General features: G+C 70.8%; 18 protein-coding genes and 2 pseudogenes. 12 read left to right on the plus strand and 8 right to left on the minus strand.

The window, feature by feature from the left end:
- Window positions 1-324 (minus strand): annotated as a pseudogene (locus PSH25_RS26335) (hypothetical protein); the annotation flags it as partial.
- A gap of 222 nt (window positions 325-546) precedes the next feature.
- Window positions 547-717: a DUF5679 domain-containing protein gene (locus tag PSH25_RS26340; RefSeq protein WP_167457767.1), complete on the minus strand. Its 171-nt coding sequence runs from the start codon at window positions 715-717 to the stop codon at window positions 547-549.
- A gap of 513 nt (window positions 718-1230) precedes the next feature.
- Between PSH25_RS26340 and PSH25_RS26345 the strand changes: the two genes are divergently transcribed.
- Window positions 1231-1761 carry a M48 metallopeptidase family protein gene (locus PSH25_RS26345; protein WP_238661599.1) on the plus strand — a complete coding sequence of 177 codons (531 nt, stop codon included), beginning with the start codon at window positions 1231-1233 and terminating at the stop codon, window positions 1759-1761.
- Window positions 1762-2117: 356 nt separating this feature from the next.
- Entirely contained in the window at window positions 2118-2726 is a 609-nt protein-coding gene (locus PSH25_RS26350; RefSeq protein WP_238661600.1) for a hypothetical protein, read from the plus strand.
- Between the two features lie 197 nt (window positions 2727-2923).
- On the opposite strand, the gene PSH25_RS26355 is transcribed toward PSH25_RS26350, so the two are convergent.
- Window positions 2924-4231, minus strand: a complete 1308-nt coding sequence (locus PSH25_RS26355) for a zinc-dependent metalloprotease (protein ID WP_238661601.1) — start codon at window positions 4229-4231, stop codon at window positions 2924-2926.
- Window positions 4232-4346: 115 nt separating this feature from the next.
- On the opposite strand from PSH25_RS26355, the gene PSH25_RS26360 reads away from it, so the two are divergent.
- The 4 genes and pseudogenes from PSH25_RS26360 (at window position 4347) to PSH25_RS26380 (ending at window position 10355) form a co-directional block, all read left to right on the plus strand.
- Window positions 4347-5360: a YlbL family protein gene (locus PSH25_RS26360; protein WP_238661602.1), complete on the plus strand. Its 1014-nt coding sequence runs from the start codon at window positions 4347-4349 to the stop codon at window positions 5358-5360.
- A gap of 96 nt (window positions 5361-5456) precedes the next feature.
- On the plus strand, window positions 5457-8447 hold the full coding sequence (locus PSH25_RS26365) for a UPF0182 family membrane protein (RefSeq protein WP_238661603.1): 2991 nt from the start codon (window positions 5457-5459) through the stop codon (window positions 8445-8447).
- Window positions 8448-8656: 209 nt separating this feature from the next.
- A pseudogene (locus PSH25_RS33745) lies at window positions 8657-9553 on the plus strand (SigE family RNA polymerase sigma factor); the annotation flags it as partial.
- 31 nt (window positions 9554-9584) lie between these two features.
- Complete coding sequence (locus tag PSH25_RS26380; protein ID WP_238661604.1) at window positions 9585-10355, plus strand: isoprenyl transferase; 771 nt, start codon at window positions 9585-9587, stop codon at window positions 10353-10355.
- Between the two features lie 45 nt (window positions 10356-10400).
- On the opposite strand, the gene otsB is transcribed toward PSH25_RS26380, so the two are convergent.
- From otsB to PSH25_RS26395, 3 genes are all read right to left on the minus strand, one after another.
- A complete protein-coding gene (otsB, locus tag PSH25_RS26385) occupies window positions 10401-11225 on the minus strand; it encodes a trehalose-phosphatase (protein ID WP_238661605.1) in 825 nt (274 codons plus the stop codon).
- Between the two features lie 67 nt (window positions 11226-11292).
- Window positions 11293-11646 (minus strand): hypothetical protein, encoded by a 354-nt coding sequence (locus tag PSH25_RS26390; RefSeq protein WP_238661606.1) that lies wholly within the window; start codon window positions 11644-11646, stop codon window positions 11293-11295.
- A gap of 162 nt (window positions 11647-11808) precedes the next feature.
- On the minus strand, window positions 11809-12252 hold the full coding sequence (locus tag PSH25_RS26395) for an XRE family transcriptional regulator (RefSeq protein ID WP_030486711.1): 444 nt from the start codon (window positions 12250-12252) through the stop codon (window positions 11809-11811).
- 264 nt (window positions 12253-12516) lie between these two features.
- Here PSH25_RS26395 and PSH25_RS26400 point away from each other — a divergent pair, with 264 nt between their 5' ends.
- The 6 genes from PSH25_RS26400 to PSH25_RS26425 all read left to right on the plus strand — a co-directional run bounded on the left by PSH25_RS26400 (window position 12517) and on the right by PSH25_RS26425 (window position 17861).
- Complete coding sequence (locus tag PSH25_RS26400) at window positions 12517-12861, plus strand: hypothetical protein (RefSeq protein WP_030328857.1); 345 nt, start codon at window positions 12517-12519, stop codon at window positions 12859-12861.
- A gap of 31 nt (window positions 12862-12892) precedes the next feature.
- Window positions 12893-13231: a hypothetical protein gene (locus tag PSH25_RS26405; protein ID WP_238661607.1), complete on the plus strand. Its 339-nt coding sequence runs from the start codon at window positions 12893-12895 to the stop codon at window positions 13229-13231.
- 412 nt (window positions 13232-13643) lie between these two features.
- Window positions 13644-15059 (plus strand): RNA 5'-3' helicase PhoH2, encoded by a 1416-nt coding sequence (gene phoH2, locus PSH25_RS26410; RefSeq protein ID WP_238661608.1) that lies wholly within the window; start codon window positions 13644-13646, stop codon window positions 15057-15059.
- A 277-nt stretch (window positions 15060-15336) separates the two neighbouring features.
- The gene (locus tag PSH25_RS26415; protein ID WP_238661609.1) at window positions 15337-16017 is read left to right on the plus strand and encodes an aggregation-promoting factor C-terminal-like domain-containing protein; all 681 of its coding nucleotides are present in this window, start codon (window positions 15337-15339) and stop codon (window positions 16015-16017) included.
- 114 nt (window positions 16018-16131) lie between these two features.
- On the plus strand, window positions 16132-16785 hold the full coding sequence (locus tag PSH25_RS26420) for a rhomboid family intramembrane serine protease (protein ID WP_238661610.1): 654 nt from the start codon (window positions 16132-16134) through the stop codon (window positions 16783-16785).
- A gap of 107 nt (window positions 16786-16892) precedes the next feature.
- Complete coding sequence (locus tag PSH25_RS26425; RefSeq protein WP_238661628.1) at window positions 16893-17861, plus strand: NAD(P)/FAD-dependent oxidoreductase; 969 nt, start codon at window positions 16893-16895, stop codon at window positions 17859-17861.
- Between the two features lie 54 nt (window positions 17862-17915).
- Here PSH25_RS26425 and PSH25_RS26430 read toward each other — a convergent pair whose 3' ends face one another.
- Window positions 17916-18887: a DMT family transporter gene (locus PSH25_RS26430; RefSeq protein ID WP_238661611.1), complete on the minus strand. Its 972-nt coding sequence runs from the start codon at window positions 18885-18887 to the stop codon at window positions 17916-17918.
- On the minus strand, window positions 18884-19915 hold the full coding sequence (gene glpX, locus PSH25_RS26435; RefSeq protein ID WP_238661612.1) for a class II fructose-bisphosphatase: 1032 nt from the start codon (window positions 19913-19915) through the stop codon (window positions 18884-18886). Before glpX ends, PSH25_RS26430 begins: the two co-directional genes overlap by 4 nt.
- Window positions 19916-19953 lie beyond the last annotated feature (38 nt).

The following is a 19953-nucleotide window of genomic DNA, read 5'->3' on the forward strand; positions in this document are numbered from 1 at the left end:
CGCCGCGAGCCGGGCACGGACCGGGCCGGTCAGGTCGCGGGGGAGCAGGCTGTGCGCGGGCACCAGCAGGCCGGCGGCCCGCAGGGTGTCGAGCAGGGTACGCGCGTCGTCGGCGCTGACCTGGGCGGTCGTGGCCTGGGCCAGCACGACGCGCTCGCTGCGGGTGCCGTCGAGCAGGTCGAGCAGGTGGGCGGCGCGTGGGTTGGCCAACTCCAGCAGGACGGCCGGCCCGGGGCCGACGCCGAGTTGGAGGGTGTGCCGGTCCCGCCAGAGCCGGTTGAGGCCGGGCAGCAGGGTCGGGCGGGGCAGTACGGTGCGGCTCATGGTCACGAATTGTGATCGCGTCTTCGCGTTCGGTCGATCGTTGTCCACAGGTGGCCAGGCCGCTGTTCAGCGCTATCCACAGGGTTTGACGGGTTTTCCACAGCCCGCCGTGCCTGTTGTCGGTCACCCGACAGGGCTACCGACGCCGGTGGCACCGAACTCCCGATCGGCAACGGGGGTGGGGTGGCCACCGGCCACCCCACCCCCGTTCACCCGTTCGGGTCAGACCTTGGCCTTGCCCAGGATGCGGTTCACTGTTGTCCCGCATACCGGGCACTTGCCCTTGGCCATGTTCATTCCGGTCTTCGAGACCTCGACGTGCCCCTCGAAGTCCCGCTTCTCCTTGCACTTCACGCAGTAACCGTTGTAGGTCGTCTGGGCCTGGTCGGCCACGGTGCCCTCCTCGTCTCGTCCGCCGGTCAATGCCGTTCCGGCGGGGTGCCCGGCGGCGGGCCACACGGGGCGCCGGCGCTGGGTCTCACTCCGCGGCCACCTTCGTGACCGCTGGTCCGCGGACCCTACCCAGGTCTGGGCAGTTCCATGTCAGCTGTGCATCGACACTGTGAGCAAGTCGACGTCGAGAGTGTGCATGGCGAAATAGGTCGGATAAGTCAGTTTGGCGGGGACACGCCGACCAAACCCTGACAGCCACCCGTGCGAGTGCCCCCGCAGCGGCATCCGGAGCGGTGATCACCTACGGTGGGGGAGTGCCGCGTACCGACGCCATCGGGGTTCACGAAGGGTGACGAGATGGCGCGATGGCGCTGCGGTCAAGAAATTTTCGGGACGCCTGGCGACCAATCACCATTTTCTGGGCGCGTGTCGTGCGGTTGACTCTTGCGGACCCCTGGTCAGTACGCATTAGCTTTCCTTCGTGACACGTAGTCGAGGCTGCGCGGGCCAGTGATGGCGGGGACGCGCAAGCCGGTCGTCGAGGTGCGGCGCAGCCAGCGTCGACGACGCACGGTGTCCGCGTACCGTGACGGTGAGCGAGTGGTCGTCCTCATCCCCGACCAGTTCTCCCGCGCCGAGGAGAGCGAGTGGGTCGACCGGATGCTCGCCCGGCTCGCCGCCCGGGAGGGGCGCCTCGCCCGCTCCGACGCCGAGCTGCTGGCCCGCGCCAACCGGCTCATCGACCTCTACCTCGCCGGGTACGCCACGAAGGCGGTGCCGGCCAGCGTCCGTTGGGTCACCAACCAGAACGGTCGGTGGGGCTCCTGCACGCCGGCAGACCGCAGCATCCGCATCTCCCACCGCGTCCAGGAGATGCCCGAATGGGTGATCGACTATGTGCTGCTCCACGAGCTGGCGCACCTCATCGTGCCCAGCCACAACGCTCGGTTCTGGGCGTTGGTCGGTCGCTACCCCAAGGCGGAGCGCGCCCGCGGCTACCTCGAAGGAGTAGCCGCCGCCTCCTGCGCACCACTCCCCACCTGACCCACACCCCGGGTCCCCACCTGATCCACCCCCGGGCCCTCCGGGGTGCCCCCGCCCAGCGCCAGCCGCCGTCCGAGGCGTGGAGCGGCCTAGATCCACTCGCCTTCCTGAATACCGGGCTGTCGAGGCAGTCGGGAGACCGCGACTTCAAGGAAACCGAGTCGATCATGTCGTCGAGCCTTCGCCAGTGCGTCCGGGTCGGGCCGATTTGTCCGGGTCGGATGGCCTGGGTGGGATGGATTGGGTCGGCTCAGGTAGGTGGGTCTGCCTCGGGTGGGTGGTCGGCGTAGTGGGTCGGCTCAGGGCGGTCGGGCCGGGTGGGGTGGCCGCGCGTGGTGGGGCGCTAGGGTCGGGGGATGGCGCGACGGGTGGTGGTGGCGATGCTCGGGCCGGTGCGCTGGTCGCCGCCGGGCGTTGACCTGGCGGAGTGGCGAGCGGCCCTCGCGGAAGACGTCATCGACCTGCTCGCCACGCTCAACGAGGTGGAGGTCGCGGTCGCGGTGACCCCGGCCGACCGGGCGCTGGCCGATGCGCTGGTGTGGCCCGGCACGGCGGTGTACGAGGTGGCCGAGCCGACGCCGAACGCCGTGTTCGCCGCGTTGGAGGGGTACGACCAGGCGGCCGTGCTGGTCAGTGACGTGCCTGACCTGCCCGCACTGACCGTCGGCAAGCTGCTCCGCCCACTCACCACCCGACCGGTCGCGGTGGCTCCGGTCGAGGGCGGCGGGCCGGGTCTGCTCGGGGTCGCGGTACGACTGCCCGCGCCGGACTGGCTACCGACGCTGGAGCTGGACACGGCGACGCCGGCTGAGGCGCGGGCGAATGCGCCGCGCCCGGGTGACGTGGCGGTCACGGCCGGCTGGCGACGACTGCGCGGCCCGGCTGACCTGGCCACGCTCGACCCGGCCTTCGAGGGTTGGGAAGCGACCCGCGCCCTGCTCTCCGGGTCGGGCCGACCCGCCTGAACCGTCACCCTGCCTGCCGACAAGACCCGAGCCAGTGCCCGCCGGCAGGGCTGCCCCGCCGGCCTCGCTGGCTTGGGACCTGGGCGACCAGCGGAGCTGCCGGCAGCCGGCCTCGCTGGCTGAGGACCTGCGAACGCGCCCGGGTGCCCGCTGTCGATCAAGCGGGCACCCGGGCGCAGGCTGTCGTTACGCGGGCGTCAGGACTTGGCGTCGCCCTCGCCGTCGGTCTCGTCGGACTGACCCGACTCGCCGGACTGCCCGGGGGCCTTCTCCTCGAACCCGCCGGGGGCGGTGAAGTCGAAGCTGTCCAGCTCGCTGAGGTCCATGTCGTTCATGGCGAACGCGACCGGGTCGGCGAAGTCGTCGTCCGACGGGAGCAGGTCCGGGTGGCCCCAGACGGCGTCGCGGCCTTCGATGCCACGGTGCTGGGTGAGCGCGGCCCAGAGCGCCGCCGCCTCGCGCAGCCGGCGGGGGCGCAGTTCCAGACCGACCAGCGCGGCGAAGGTCTGCTCGGCGGGACCGCCGGCGGCCCGGCGACGGCGGAACGCCTCGCCCAACCGGACGACGTTGGGCAGCCGGTCGCTGGCGGCGTTGTCCACGACGTGGCACACCCAGCCCTCGACCAGGGCGAGTGCGGTCTCCAGGCGGGCCAGTGAGGCCTTCTGCGCCGGGGTGTCCTCCGGGGTGAAGATGCCCTCCAGGGCGATCGCCTGCATCGACTCGGGGTCGGTCGGGTCGACCCGGCCCATCGCCTCCTCGATCGCCTCCCGGTTGACCCGGATGCCCGAGGCGTACATCTCGACAGCGCTGAGCACGTGCCCACGCAGCCACGGGACGTGCTGGAACAGCCGCTGGTGGGCGGCCTCGCGCAGCGCCACGTAGAGGCGGACCTCGTCCTCGGGCAGCTCCAGGCCCTCGCCGTACGCCCGGATGTTGGCCGGGATCAGCGCGGCCGTGCCGGCCGGGCCGAGCGGCAGCCCGATGTCGCCGGCGGAGAGCACCTCCGCGGCGAGCGAACCGAGGGCCTGGCCCAGTTGGCCGCCGAAGAGCGCGCCGCCGAGGGAGGCCACCATCGACTGCATCGGGCCGAGCTGGGCGCGCGCCTCCGGTGGCACCAGGTCGCCCATCGCGCCGACCATCCGGCTGGCGACCGGGTCGCACAGCTTGCGCCACACGTCCAGCGTCTTGAAGATCCACTCGTTGCGGTTCCAGGCAACCGGGTTCTGGATGCCGGAGGGCCACGCCGACGCGGGCTCCAACCACAGGTCGGCGAGGCGCAGCGCCTCCTCGACCGCGTTGCGTTCGTACATCGACACCGCCGGGTCACCGGCGGCGGAGAGCTGGCTGGCGGCTACCTGCCGGGCCAGGTCCCAGTTGACCGGCCCGCTGCCCGGCGCGGAGAGCAGGTGCTGCAACTGCGACATGAACTGCTGCATCTGCGCGGGATCGTTGGGGTCTGGTGGCTGCCCACCCGGAAGCGCGAAACCGAACGGAATATCAGGCACGACATCTACGGTACGCGGACCGCGCCCCAGGTCGCCGCCGCTGGCGTTGCGCTGAGGGCGAAGTCGCGCGCCGCATCCGGCGGATGGCCCGCGACCGGTCGGTACGCTCTGCGGCATGAGACGTCGTGGCCTGACGGTCCTGCTCGGTGCCCTGTTCACCGCCCTGCTGAGCATCGGGGTGCTCCGGGTGCCGATTCCGTACGTGGTGCTGGGCCCGGGGCCGACAGTCAACACCCTCGGTACGGCCGACGGTAAGGAGGTCATCCAGGTCTCCGGTCGGGAGACCTCGACCTCGGCCGGCCAGTTGCGGCTGACCACGGTGGGGGTGCAGCCCACGGTGCGGTTGCGGGGGGCGATCGCGGGCTGGTTCTCCGACGACGAGGCGGTGGTGCCGCGCGAGCTGGTCTACCCGCCGGGGGAGTCGACCGAGCAGGTCGAGCAGCGCAACGCGGAGGACTTCAAGGCGTCGCAGACCAGCGCGGAGACCGCCGCACTGCGGGAGTTGGGCTTTCCGGTGCAGGTCGTGATCAAGACGGTGGCCGGGGACGGCCCGGCGGCCGGGGCGCTGAAGGCCGGCGATCTGATCACCTCGGTCGACGGTCAGCCGGTGCCGGTGGCCGCGAAGGTCACCGAGCTGGTCCGGGCCAAGCCGGCGGGCACGGCGTTGACCATCGGCTACACCCGTGACGGCGTGCCGGCCACCGCGACGGTGACCAGTCAGGAGCAGGACGGCCGACCGCGGATCGGCGTCGAGATCGATCAGCAGCAGCCGCACCCGTTCACGCTCGGCATCGACCTGGGCGACATCGGTGGGCCGAGCGCCGGCCTGATGTTCGCCCTGGGGATCGTGGACAAGCTGACCCCGGCCGACCTCACCGGCGGCCAGGTCATCGCCGGCACCGGGACCATCGACGACGAGGGCGCAGTCGGCCCGATCGGCGGGATCGCCCAGAAACTTGTCGGCGCCAAGCGCGCCGGGGCCAAGGTCTTCCTGGTGCCGGCGGACAACTGCGCGGAGGCGGTCCGCAACCCGCAGCCCGACCTGCCGCTGTTGCGGGTGGGCTCGTTGGACGAGGCGATGACCGCACTGGAGACGTTGCGCGCGGGTGGTCAGCCGACGCGTTGCTGACCGGTGTGACCGTGCCCCGACACGCTCAGGAACACCCCGTACTCTGGGTGCCTGGTCGGAGCCGATCATATCGAGCGTGCGGAGCCAACAGTGGTCATGCGTAGCAGCAGCCCCCTCCCGAGGATGAGCCGGCGCGGGCGCGTCACAATCGCTGTCCTGGTCGGGGTGTTCGTGCTCTTCACCCTGCTCGGCTGGGGTGTCCAGGCGTGGACCGACTGGCTCTGGTTCGACGAGGTCCGCTACACCGAGGTCTTCACCGGCGTCCTGCTCACCCGCCTGGTGCTCTTCCTCGCCATCGGCCTCGGCATGGCGGTGATCGTCGGCGGCAACCTGTGGTTGGCCTACCGGTTGCGTCCGCGACTGCGACCGCACTCGGTGGAGCAGGCCACCCTGGAGCGCTACCGGATGGTGCTCAGCCCGCGTCTCGGCACCTGGATCTCGCTGACCGCCGCGGTGGTCGGGCTCTTCGCCGGTCTCTCCGCGCAGAACCGGTGGAACCAGTGGCTGCTCTTCCGCAACGGCGGTGACTTCGGCATCAAGGACCCGGAGTTCGGGGTCGACATCGGCTTCTACGTCTTCCAACTGCCGTTCTGGCGTTACCTGCTCGGGGTCGCCTTCACCGCGGTGGTGCTGGCCGTGATCGGCGCGCTGGCGGTGCACTACCTCTTCGGCGGTGTTCGCCTGCAGGGCGTCGGTGACCGGATGAGCAACGCGGCCCGCGCGCACCTGAGCACCCTGGTCGCGGTCTTCGTGCTGTTGAAGGCGATCGCGTACGTGTTGGACCGGCGGGCCATGCTGCTGGAGTACAACGAGGGCGCCAAGTTGTACGGCGCCGGCTACGCAGACGTCAACGCGTTGCTGCCGGCGAAGGAGATCCTCGCCTACATCTCCATCGTGGTGGCGATCGCGATCCTCGTGTTCTCCAACGCCTGGATGCGGAACCTGGTCTGGCCGGGGATCTCGCTGGCGTTGCTCGGCGTGTCCGCGGTGGCCATCGGCGGCATCTACCCCTGGGCGGTGCAGACCTTCGAGGTCAAGCCGAGCGCCAAGGACAAGGAAGCGCCGTACATCCAGCGCAGCATCGACGCGACGCGGGCGGCGTTCGGGTTGGGGGCAACCGAAACAACCCCGTACGCGGCGAACAACCTCACCCCACCGGCGAACCTGGCCACCGACACCTCGGTGGTGTCGAACGTGCGGCTGCTCGACCCGCAACTGGTCAGTGAGACGTACACCCAGCTCCAGCAGGTGCGTGGCTTCTACGACTTCGGCCCCAAGCTGGACATCGACAGGTACGGGGTGAACGGCAAGGTCTCCGACTACGTGGTTGGCGTCCGGGAGATCAACTACGGCGAGCTGACCGACCAGCAGAACACCTGGATCAACCGGCACACCGTCTACACCCACGGGTACGGGCTGGTGGCCGCCCCGGCGAACCAGGTGGTCTGCGGCGGGCAGCCGTTCTTCGTCTCCGGCTTCCTCGGCGAGAAGACCCAGGAGGCGTGCTCCTCGCAGACCGAGCAGATCCCGGCCAAGCAGCCGCGCATCTACTTCGGCGAGCGGATGGCGGCCGACGACTACGCGATCGTCGGCCAGGCCGACCCGAACAGGAAGGCCGAGTTCGACCGGCCGGTCGGCGACGGTGGCGGCGAGTCCTACACCTACACCGGTGAGGGCGGCGTCGAGATCGGCTCCTTCACCCGGCGGCTGCTGTACGCCATCAAGGAGCAGGAGTCGAACTTCCTGCTCTCCGAGGCGGTCAACAAGGACTCCAAGCTGCTCTATGTGCGTAACCCGCGCGACCGGGTGGAGAAGGTCGCGCCGTTCCTCACCCTGGACGGCGACCCGTACCCGGCGGTGGTGGACGGCCGGGTGCAGTGGATCGTCGACGGTTACACCACGGCGGCCACCTATCCGTACGCGGAGAAGGTCAACCTGCAGACCGAGACCACCGACGAGTTGACCAACCGGGGCACCTTCCAGCTGGCCCGCGAAGACGTCAACTACATGCGCAACTCGGTGAAGGCCACCGTCGACGCGTACGACGGCACGGTGAAGCTCTACGAGTACGACGACACCGATCCGGTGCTCAAGGCGTGGAACAAGGCGTTCGGCGGTGACCTGGTGCTGCCGAAGGCGGAGATCCCGGTCGAGCTGACCGAGCACCTGCGCTACCCGGCGGACATGTTCAAGGTGCAGCGCAACCTGTTGACCAAGTTCCACGTGACCAACCCGGGTGACTTCTACTCGGCCCAGGACTTCTGGCAGGTGCCAAACGTGCCGGACGCTCCGGACAGCGGCCAGAAGCAGCCTCCGTACTACCTGTTCACCCAGTTCCCGGGGCAGGAGAGCCCGCGGTTCCAGCTCACCTCGGCGGTCACCCCGAACGGCCGGCAGAACCTCGCCGCGCTGATCTCCGGGTCGTACGTCGAGGGGAAGCCCCGCCTGGAGGTGCTGGAGTTGCCGGACCAGACCCGGATCTCCGGTCCGGTTCAGGTGCACCAGCAGATGACCAACAACGCGAACATCCGTCAGCAGCTCAACCTGCTCTCCAGCAACCAGGCCCAGGTGCACTACGGCAACCTGCTCTCGCTGCCCTTCGCCGACGGGATGCTCTACGTCGAGCCGGTCTACGTGAAGAGCAACCAGCAGGACGCGTACCCGCTGTTGCAGAAGGTGCTGCTCTCGTACGGTGACGGCGGCTCTTTCGTGGCGCTCGCCGACAACATCAACGACGGCATCAAGCAGTTGGTCGAGCAGGGTAAGAAGGCCGGGCAGGGCACGTCGCCGCCGCCGACGACCGGGGGCAACCCGACGACGCCCACGCCGGCGCCTTCGGGCACGGCGACGCCAACGCCAGCGCCCACGGCGACCCCGAGCCCCGGCACCCCACCGCCGACCGGTGACCTGGCCGCCGCCGCGGACCGGGTGCAGACCGCTATCACCGAGGTCCGGGCCGCGCAGGCGTCCGGCGACTTCGAGCGGTACGGGCGCGCGCTGAAGGCCCTCGACGAGGCGCTCACCGCGTTCCAGCAGGCGCAACAGGCCGCCGGTGCGCCGAGTGGCAGCCCGAGCGCCGGCGGCTGACCCGACAGCGCAGGGAGTTCCTCGCCGAGCCCCCGTCGTCCGGACCACTTCAGGTCCGAACGGCGGGGGCTCTGCCGTTGTCCTGATCTGTGCGCATCTGTCACGTCACCGACAGCACCGTCCAGCCCTGCAACCTGCGACGCCGGTCCGCCGTCCTCCTTGCGACGGGGTGGGAACGAGGGGGGTCGGCCGTGCGGGACGCGCAGAGCTTCGATGACTTCTACCGCAGCACCGCGCGGCGGATGGTGCGGTACGGCTATGCGGTCGCCGGCGACCACAGCGAGGCGCAGGACCTGGTGCAGGAGGCGTACACCCGGGCCTGGCGGCAGTGGGGGCGGCTGTCGTCGCATCCCGCGCCGGAGGCGTGGCTGCGGCTCGTGGTGGCCCGGTTGGCGACCGACCGCTGGCGGCGTCTGCACCGTCGGCGGGTGGTACTGAGCCGGAGCGGACCACCGGCGGTCGCGCCCCCGCCGAGCGAGGACGGGGTGCTCCTGGTCGGAGCGCTCCGGCAACTGCCCGCCACGCACCGGCAGGCGCTGGCCCTGCACTACCTCTTCGACATGTCGGTCGAGGAGATCGCCCGGGAAACCGACGTCCCGGTCGGCACCGTGAAGTCCTGGCTGTCCCGAGGCCGGTCCCGGCTGGCCGCGCTGCTGCCCGGCACCGACCTGGCGACCGTGACCGCGTTGCGCGCCCATCACCTGCCGCTCTCCACCCACCGGCCGACGCCGGGGCGGGGGCGCACGCTGTTGGCCGGGGACGCGCTGTCACTGATCAATCCGTTCACCGGGGAGGGGATCTTCTACGCGCTGCTCTCCGGTGCGCTCGCCGGGTCGGCGGCGGCCCGGTCGCCCGAGGACGCGGCTGGCCGCTACGCCCACGGGCTGCGTCGTCGCCTCGGCACCCACCTGCGGCACAGCTCGGTCGCGGCCTGGCTGGCCCGGCGACGCCGGGTGGTGGACGCGGCGGTCCGGGCCGCCCGTCGGGACGACCGGGTGTTCTACGACGTGGTCGAGCTGGGACTGGGTGACGGACGCCTCACCGCTCGTACGCTCGCAATGATCGGCATCGGTCTCGGCGGCGGGGATGGGGCTCCGAGGCAGTGAACTGGCTCAAGGGTCGCTACGCTGCTAGGTGATGACGCTGCGGAACCTTATCTACTCCGTCTACGAGCGCCGGCTCACGGCGAAGCTCGCGGGTAAGCCGGTGCCCCGGCACGTCGGGGTGATGTGCGACGGCAACCGCCGATGGGCGAGGGAGATGGGCTTCGTCGACCCGAACGACGGTCACCGGGTCGGCGCGGCCAAGATCAAGCATGTCCTCGGCTGGTGTGACCAGGCCGGCGTCGGGCACGTGACCCTCTACCTGCTGGCCACCGACAACCTGCAACGCCCGGCCAGTGAGCTGGACCCGCTCCTCAAGATCATTGAGGACCTGGTGGTGGAGCTGGCCGAGGAGGGCAACCCCTGGCGGCTGCGCATCGTCGGGGCGCTCGACCTGCTGCCGGCGCAGACCGCGGCGGCGCTCAAGGGCGCCGAGGAGCGCACCCGCGAACGCACCGGCGGCGCCGAGGTCAACATCGCGGTGGGCTACGGCGGTCGCCGGGAGATCACCGACGCGGTCCGTTCGCTGCTGCTGGAGCACGCCGCCACCGGCGGCACGATCGAGGAGTTGGCCGAGGTGCTGGACGTCGAGCACATCGCCGAGCACCTCTACACCCGGGGCCAGCCCGACCCGGACCTGGTCATCCGCACCAGTGGCGAGCAGCGGCTGTCCGGTTTCATGCTCTGGCAGTCCGCGCACTCGGAGTTCTACTTCTGCGAGCTCAACTGGCCGGACTTCCGGCACATCGACTTCCTGCGGGCCCTACGCTCGTACGCCACCAGACAACGCCGTTACGGCGCCTGACCCGGCGGCGACGCCCTCGGTCGCCGCCCGGTCAGGTCAGTCAGGTCAGGGCAGGTGGGTCAGTGCCCGGGTGAGGAAGTCGCCCAGGGCGGCCGGCGACTCGATCGTCAGGTCGGCGGCGTTGGCCACCTCGTGTCCGGTTTCCGGGTTCGCCACGGCCACGCAGACGCCGAGGAAGTCCGGGTCGGTGGCGGCGCGGGCGCGCAGCGCGGCGAAGGCCTTGATGTCGGAGACATCGTCGCCGAAGTACCACGCGCCGGTGGCACCCTTGATCGCCTCGCCGATCACCATGCCCTTGTCCCGGTCGACCGGCGGCTTGAGTTCCAGCACCATCCGCCCGGCCTGCGAACGCAACCCCAGACGGTCGGCCTGCGCCTGCCCCCACTGCTGCACGGTCGGGCCGAGTTGCGGGGCGGTACGCCAGTGCAGCGCGACCGAGAGCCGCTTGTACTCCACGAGCGTGCCGGGCGGCAGCTCCGCCCGGGCCAGGTCGGCCAGCTCCGCCATGGTCGGCACCCAGGGCAGCGCGGCCGGTTCGGTGACGGTCTCCCCGCCGGAGTGGCTGTGCTCCAGGCCGTAGAGGCCGTAGAGGTCCACGCCGACGAGCCCGCCGAGTTGGTCCCGAAGGAACTCGACGGGTCGGGCGGACACGATCGCCACCCGCTGCACGACCGGGGCGAGCGCCTCGATCGCGGCCAACGCCTTGGGAGCCGGGCGTACCGCGGTCGGATCGTCGTCGACGGGCGCGAGCGTGCCGTCGAAGTCGAAGAAGAGCACGGTCCCGGCCGCCCGGCTGGCGGTTATCCGCCAGGCCTGGTCGGCGTTCAACGGGGTTTTCGGCTGCTGATTGCCCAGATTCAACGGCGGCACGCGCGTCAGCGTACCCCGGCGATCCAGGCTCATTCCTGGCCGAGCGGACCCGTTGAGCGGTGGGCGATCAGCGTTCGGCGGCTCCTCGTCCGCGCCGGCCGAACGGCACCACCGCCGCCTCCTGGCCGTGGCTCAACAGGTAGCCCTCCACGAACCCGGTGTTGCGATCGCCGGTGTGGTTCTCGATCTCGTTGAGCCGTGCCACCAGGAACTCGGTGAGCGCGCTGATGCGGTTGTTCAGACGCTCGTGCAGCTCGGCGACGACGGCCAGGACGACCGCGGTGCCGGCGGTGATGAGCGCAAAGAGGTTGACGAGCAGCGGAAGCTGCCCGCCGTCGACCGCGAGGGTCACCGTGTTGCCGGTCGCCCACAGTGTCATCGACACCGTTGCGACCACGACTGCCAACCACTTCAGGGTCATGGACAGACCCCTCCTTCTGTCCCGCAGGGCTAGGTTCGGCCTTGTCCCGTCCCCCCGCCGATGACGAGCCCAAGCAGTACGAATAGGGACGCTAGCGTGCCCGTTCCAGCCCCGGAGGCAAACGAATGAACCTGACCAGGCGTTCTTTCGCTATCTGAGGAACTAGCCTGCCTGATTGCCCCTTTTTCGGACATCGACCGGCAACGTTGGGCGGTATGCGAGGTATCTGATGGTTTCCCGGATGTGGAACTTCTCCGCGTCCGACACCTGCGGATCGACCAGACGGCGCAGCAACGCCTCCACGTCGGGGTCCATCGGAGGGGCGGCCTGGCCGGTGCGAGGGCCGGCCGCGGTGCGGTCCCAGCCGAGCGCGGCGAAGGCGGCGGCCGGGTTCAGCCCCAACCCCTCGCAGAAGGCGACCACCCGCTCGGCCTCCGGGTCGCTGGCCCAGTCGCCCCGGACCCAACGGTTGATGGTCTGCCGGGAGACGCCGGTGCGCCGGGACACCTCGGTGCCGCTCCAGGCTCGGGTCGCCCGTGCCTCGTCCAGGGCCCGCCGGACGAAGGTGGCGAAGGCGATCTTCCGCGCATTGGCCGTCTCGGTCACTCCGTGACGGTACGGCCAGCCGGCGGTGGCCGCGTGCCCCGGCTCGCCGCTGTCACGCGGACGTGACAAAGGGTTCGGATTTCCGGTAAACGAGTCAGTGCCACTGTTGAGGGGTGTCACGCGGGCAGAATAGATGAACGTAGTGGCAAACGTAACCGGACGAAAAGCTGATACTGTCACGCCCATGGGACAATCTACGGTGTGTCACGTGCATGAGACGATTGGTGCTCACATGCGTCACGCCCCCGGTGCCAGGGGGTCGTGGTGACCGAGCTCGCCACCCGCGCCCAGGCCTTCGGGCTGATCGCCGAGGGGGTCGCCGCGGGGCTGACCGCCCCCTGGCGCCTCTACCTCGCCCGAGGCTGCCGCTACCTGTCGCTGAGCGTCGGCGATCGTGCCGAGTGGAACGCCTGGCGTACCCATCTCGGCTGCCCCGAGCTGAGTGTCCGGGTCTACGACGCCGGCGGCGAGATCCGCCGGTCCTCGGTGGCCGAAGTCGTGCTGGACGGCTGCCGGATCAGCGTCGAGCTGGTCGAGGAGGTCAGCACCGACGACCTGGACCGGCTGCTCGTCGCCGACCCCACCACGATCGAGCCGGAGGAGCGATGACCTGGCGTCCCGGCTGGGCCGGAGCTGCCCGATGAGCCCGTTTCTCGCGGTGTTCCTCGTCCTGGTGCTCGGTGCCACCAGCTACGCGGCCGGGCGGTTGCACGGGCAGCTCAGCTACCGCATCGGCTACCGCTTCGGTTACCGGCAGGGCTACTTCGACGGTGACCGGGGCGCCTGGAACCGGCGTCGTCGGGACGCCCAGGCGGCGATCGCCTCGGCCCTGTCGGTCTCGCCCGCGGGGGTGGTCCGCTCCGCCGGTGCGGTCGCCCCCCGCCCCGGCACCACCTACACCGGCTCGTCGTTCAGCGCGCCGGCCGCCCCGATCAGCGGGCGGCACCCGACCGGCACGCTCGTCCGACGTACCGGTTGAGGTCGGTCGGCGGGTTATGCCCGCCGACCGGCGCCACGAACGCGGTGCGTCGTCCGCGGCGGACACGCACCGTCGGGGTCACGTCAGACCGGTGACGGTGGCCCCACCGGCCGGGATGCGCGCAGGGGGCATGCATCCCGGCCGGTTCCGCCGCGTTCGCCACCGGCCCTGCGGCTGGTGGGAGCGCCGGTGAAGCGCTGTTCATGAGCGCGTCTTAGGAGATCCACGTTCGGCCTCTAGCCGGGAAGGTCCGGCGGGGCTAGCGTCTAGGCATGGCACGGGGTTCTCCCGAGCCAGCCGGTCCGCCCGGATCTGCGACCTCGCGCATGGGGTTCCGCATCCGACCCCGTGTCCCCGGGCACCGGAGGAGGCGGAACACGGGTGGCGGGTGCCCATCCGTCGGAGCAGGCCTGTGACGACTCGCCGTACCACCGCCGGTGCCGACCAGACCCCGGCCGCGACTGCCACGACCCGCCGCGCCACCAGGAGCCGCCGTTCGGCGGCCGCCGCGCCGGCCGACCCCAAGGAGCCACGACCAGCCGGCCAGGCCTTTGTCCTGGACACGTCGGTGCTGCTCTCCGATCCGGCGGCGTTCCACCGGTTCGCGGAGCACGAGGTGGTGCTGCCTCTGGTGGTCATCACCGAGCTGGAAGGCAAGCGGCACCATCCGGAGCTGGGCTGGTTCGCCCGGCAGTCGCTGCGGATGCTCGACGACCTGCGGGTCCGGCACGGCCGACTCGACCGTCCGGTGCCCGCCAACGACGTCGGCGGCACCCTGCGGGTGGAGCTCAACCACACCGACGACGGCGTCCTGCCGCCCGGGTTCCGCACCGAGAGCAACGACGCCCGGATCCTCTCCGTCGCGCTCAACCTCGCCGCCGAGGGGCGGGAGGTGACCCTGGTCAGCAAGGACATGCCGCTGCGGGTCAAGGCGGCCTCGGTGGGTCTGCGCGCCGACGAGTACCGGCACGGCCAGGCCAGCGACCCGACCTGGACCGGTATGTCGGAGATGGAGTTGAGCGAGGAGCAGATCGGCCAGCTGTACGCCGGCGAGACGCTCGACCTCGACGAGGCGGCCGGGCTGCCCTGCCACACCGGTCTGGTGCTGCACTCGGGGCGTGGCTCCGCCCTCGGTCGGGTGTTGCCGGACAAGTCGGTGCGGCTGGTCCGGGGCGACCGGGAGGCGTTCGGGCTGCACGGCCGCTCCGCCGAGCAGCGGATCGCTCTCGACCTGCTGCTGGACGAGTCGATCGGGATCGTCTCGCTGGGTGGTCGGGCCGGCACCGGCAAGTCGGCGCTGGCGCTCTGCGCCGGGCTGGAGGCGGTGATGGAGCGCCGCCGGCACAAGAAGGTGATCGTGTTCCGCCCGCTGTACGCCGTCGGTGGCCAGGAGTTGGGCTACCTGCCGGGCTCGGAGTCGGAGAAGATGTCGCCGTGGGCCCAGGCGGTCTTCGACACGCTCGGCGCGGTGGTGCACGAGAACGTGCTGGAGGAGGTCACCTCGCGGGGCATCCTGGAGGTGCTGCCGCTGACCCACATCCGGGGGCGCAGCCTCCACGACGCCTATGTGATCGTGGACGAGGCCCAGTCGTTGGAGCGCGGGGTGCTGTTGACCGTGCTGTCCCGGATCGGGCAGGGCTCCCGGGTGGTGCTCACCCACGACGTGGCTCAGCGGGACAATCTGCGGGTCGGCCGGCACGACGGGGTGACGGCTGTCATCGAAGCGCTCAAGGGTCATCCGCTCTTCGCGCACGTCACCCTCAGCCGTTCGGAGCGGTCGCCGATCGCCGCGATGGTCACGGACCTCCTGGAGGACATTCCGATCTGACGGTGTTTTTATGGGCTTTTGTCCGCAGATTCGGTGTGGCGCAGATCACAAACAGGCCGGTCGGTTTCCTATCAGCCTCACTGTGCGCAATCGTGTCCCACGAGCGTCCATGCACCAATTGAATCGTCGGTGATCGTTCGTCCCGAGACGGACGGCATCGGCGACGGTAGGTGCGTCGGCGCGACCGGCAACCGGTCGGGGCGCTCGTGGCACGGCTGACGGCCCACCTGTGGCCTGCGCCGCGCCGCGTCCTTGCTCCCGACGAAGGGACCACTTCGTGAGTCGGCTGTGGAGCCGGTTGGGCGCCCGTACGGCTGCTGTAGCGCTGCTCTCCGTGGGCGTTGCCGGTGGCTTCTACCTGGGCGAAGACCGGGAAACCCAGCAACAGGGTCTGACCGAGCAGGTCAGCCTCGAGGTCGACCGGGCCGACCTCGCGTACCAGCGCGAGCGGCAGGCCGCCCACCAGGTGCAGTTCTCCAAGCAGCGGGCCGCCGAGTACCAGGCCAAGCTGCGGGCGGCGCAGGCCGCCAAGGAGGCCGCCGAGCGGGCCCGCCGGGCCGAAGCCGCCGCGGCGTCCCGCAAGCGGGAGCGCGCGGCCGCCGCCAACGCGGTCGCCAAGCCGTACGACGGGCCGATCCCGGCGTCCTGCGCCGAGTACAGCGGTAACCGCAAGACCGGCTGCGCGCTGATGATCAGCGCGGGGTTCGGCATCGCCGAGTTCCCCTGTCTGGAGAAGCTCTGGACCAAGGAGAGCGGCTGGAACCACAAGGCCAGCAACTCCTCGTCCGGGGCCTACGGCATTCCGCAGTCTCTGCCGGGCAGCAAGATGGGTTCCGTCGCGTCCGACTGGCGGACCAACCCGGCCACGCAGATCAAGTGGGGGCTGGGCTACATCAAGGGCAGGTACAAGACGCCCTGCGGTGCCTGGTCGTACTTCCAGAACAACGGGCACTACTGACGCAGTCGAGGCGGGGTGGGTGGGCGACCACCCACCCCGCTGTCGCGCGTACACCGGTCTGCCCGGCCGGGACGTGAGTGGCGGTCGACCGCTTTTGCTGATAGCAGTTGTGGAGTGACCCTGCACCCGTCAAGCGGCGACCCGTACCGGTTCGGCACCGAGGCGTTCTACGCCGCGCTCGGCCGGGCGTTCGTCGCCATGTGTGCGGTGGTTCCGTTCCTCTTTCTCATCGAGGCCGTCGACCAGGGGCTCGCGTTCGGCCTGGACGCCACCGCCGGCATCATCCCGCAACGCATCGACGGGCTGGACGGGGTCTTCTTCTCCCCGTTCCTGCACCACGGCTTCGACCACCTCTACAGCAACAGCATCCCGCTGATCCTGCTGGGCACCTTCGTCCTCGCCGCCGGCGCCCGCCGGTTCCTCTGGTCGACCCTGGTCATCATCCTGGTCAGCGGGCTCGGCGTGTGGTTCACCGGTTCACCCAACTCGGTGGTGGTCGGCGCCAGCGGCGTCATCTTCGGCTACCTGGGCATCCTGCTCACCCGGGGCATCGTCGAGCGCAGTTGGTGGAACTTCGCGGTCTTCCTCCTGGTCGGTCTGCTCTACGGCTGGCAACTGGTCGGCATCCTCCCCACCGACGAGCGGATCTCCTGGCAGGGTCACCTGTTCGGCCTGCTCGGCGGGGTGGTGGCGGCGATCCTGTTCCGTCGGCGGCGACCGTCGGTGGACGGCCCCGACTACTCGGGTTCCACGCTCAGCCTGCCCTGAGGGTGATTCTCCGGCGCGCCTTCGGGACGTGCTTGCCCGACTGTCGCCGCCCGCCTACGGTCGAGATCAGCACGCGTTGATCCGTGAGCGGAAAGCGACGGTACGCCATGCGCGAGGTCGATGTCGCCGTGATCGGGGCCGGTCCGGCCGGCCTCTTCGCCGCGTACTACGCCGGGTTCCGTGGGCTGTCGGTGGCGGTGATCGACGCGTTGCCCGAGCCGGGCGGCCAGGTCACCGCCATGTACCCGGAGAAGCTGATCCTCGACGTCGCTGGCTTTCCCGCGGTCAAGGGCCGTGACCTGGTGGCCAACCTGGTGGCCCAGGCGGCCCCGTTCAATCCGCAGTACCTGCTCGGCACCCGGGCCGAGAAGCTCTCGTACGCCGACGGCAGCCCGGTGCTCGGCCTGGCCGGTGGCGAGCAGCTCGCGTGCGGCGCGGTCGTGGTCACCGGCGGGCTCGGCAGCTTCAGCCCCCGGCCGTTGCCGTGCGCCGACGGCGCCCCCGGCTCGGGGATCGTCTACTTCGTGACCGAGCCGACCGAGTTGGCCGATCGGGACGTGCTGATCGTCGGTGGCGGCGACTCCGCCTTCGACTGGGCGCTGGCCCTGCAACCGTTGGCCCGGTCGGTGACCCTGGTGCACCGACGGGAGAAGTTCCGGGCGCACGCCTCGACGGTCGCCCGGGTGCTCTCCCTGCCGGTGCGGGTCGTGGTCAACGCCGAGGTCACCAGGCTGCTCGGTGACGGCACGGTGACCGGCGCCGAGGTGACCGTGCGCGGCGGCGCGACCGAGACGTTGCCGGTGGACATCGTGGTGGCCGCCCTCGGCTTCACCGCCGACCTGGGCCCCCTCGCCGAGTGGGGGCTACGGCTGGACCGCCGACACATCCTGGTGGACAGCGCGATGGCCACCAACCTGCCGAGGGTCTTCGCGGCGGGCGACATCACCGAGTACCCGGGCAAGGTCCGGCTGATCGCCACCGGCTTCGGTGAGGCGGCGACGGCGGTCAACAACGCGGCCGTCGCCATCGACCCGAGCGCGCACCTCTTCCCCGGGCACTCCTCCGACGCCGGCTGACCGTCGGTATCGGACCCGGACCGACCTGAGTCCGGATCGAGACGGGTCGACCGGTCAGCGGCGGGCGGGTGGCGCCAGCGCGGCGATCAGCACGGCCATCATGGTCAGCGCCGCCCCGAGCAGGGTGTTCACACCGGGGTGCGAGGCCGCCGTGGGGAGGATCAGGTCCAGCAGGACGGCACCCACGATCTGCCCGGCGATGGTGGCCAGGCCGAGCAGCAGCACACCGGTGAAGCGCACGATCGCGGCGGCGATCGCGATGAACACGATGCCGATCGGGCCACCCAGGTAGAGCCACGGCTCGGTCGGCAGGTGGCCGCCGGGCCAGCCGCGTACGGCGATGTCGATCGCGAACGCGACGAGCAGGGTGACCGTGCCGACGGCGAAGTTGACCAACGTGGCCGTCAACGCGCTGTCGGCCGCCGCCCGGACCCGGCCGTTGACGGCCTGCTGCCAGGCGATGCCCACCCCGGCGAACAGCGGCAGCAGGGCGAGCGCCAGCGCGCCCGGGTCGCCCAGTCGGTCGCCGACCGCCAGGCCGACTGCCAGCACGGTGAGCACCGCGCCGGCCAGCCGCTGCCGGGTGACCGGCTGCCGGCCGGTCGGCCCGATCCCGGCCCGGTCCACGGCGAGGCTGCTGCCGGTCTGACCGGCGACCACCGCCACGGTGAAGACCGCCACGCCCAACGTGCCGATGGTGAGCCCCTGCGTGGCCACCAGGAACGCCCCGCACATCCCGCCGAGGCACTGCCACGGCCGCAGCGTGCCCGTGCGCAGGGCCCGCCGCGTCGCGGCCAGCCCCCGCCGACCACCCGGGGTCGCCGGCACCAGCACCAGCAGCACCAGCAGGCCGATGCCGAACGAGACCACCGCGGCGGCGAAGCCGTCGTCGAGGCGTACCCCCAACTCGCCGTTGATGCGCGACTGCACCGCCACCGCGACCCCGGAGACCGACGCCAGCGCGACACCGGTGATCCGGCGGGCGGCCGACAGGGTCTGCGGGGTCGCCGTGTCGGCGGTTGTCACTCCTGCTCGGCCAGCGGACGACCGTCGAAGTCGACCGCGGAGTAGAGCGCCAGCTTCTCCAGCCGGTGGTACGAGTCGATCACCCGGATGGTGCCGCTCTTCGAGCGCATCACGATCGACTGGGTGTACGCGCCGCCCGCCCGGTAGCGCACCCCGCGCAACAGGTCGCCGGAGGTGACCCCGGTCGCCACGAAGAAGCAGTTGTCGCCGGTGACGAGATCATCCGTGCCCAGCACCCGGTCCAGGTCGTGCCCGGCGGCGATCGCCTTCTCCCGCTCCTGCTCGTCGCGCGGCCAGAGCTTGGCCTGCATCGCACCACCCATGCACTTCAGCGCGCACGCGGAGATGATGCCCTCCGGGGTGCCGCCGATGCCCATCAGCACGTCGACGTCCGACTCGCCCCGGGCCGCCGCGATGGAGCCCGCGATGTCGCCGTCGGAGATGAACCGGATGCCCGCGCCGGTCCGGCGGATCTGCGTGACCAGGTCGTCGTGGCGGCTCCGGTCCAGCACGCAGACGGTCACCTCGGAGACGTCGGTGCCCTTGACCTTGGCGATCCGGCGCAGGTTCTCCGCCACACCGGCGTTGATGTCGATCACGTCGGCGTACGCCGGACCGACGGCGAGCTTCTCCATGTAGAACACGGCGCTGGGGTCGAACATCGCCCCCCGCTCGGAGACGGCGAGCACCGCCACCGCGTTCGGCATGCCCTTGCTCATCAGGGTGGTGCCGTCGACCGGGTCGACGGCGACGTCCACCTCCGGGCCGGTGCCGTCACCGACGTGTTCGCCGTTGAAGAGCATCGGGGCGTTGTCCTTCTCGCCCTCGCCGATCACCACCACACCGCGCATCTGGATCGAGTTGATCAGCTTGCGCATCGCGTCGACCGCGGCTCCGTCGCCGCCCTCCTTGTCGCCCCGACCGACCCACCGGCCGGCGGCCATCGCCGCGGCCTCGGTGACCCGAACCAGGTCGAGGGCAAGATTTCGGTCGAGATCCTGTGGGATCCGCGTCCTGGTGTTCGTCATGACGGCTACTCCTCCTCGCGACGGTGCGGGGACGACCG

The sequence above is a fragment of the Micromonospora foliorum genome, assembly GCF_022229015.1.
Classification (GTDB): Bacteria; Actinomycetota; Actinomycetes; order Mycobacteriales; family Micromonosporaceae; genus Micromonospora; species Micromonospora foliorum.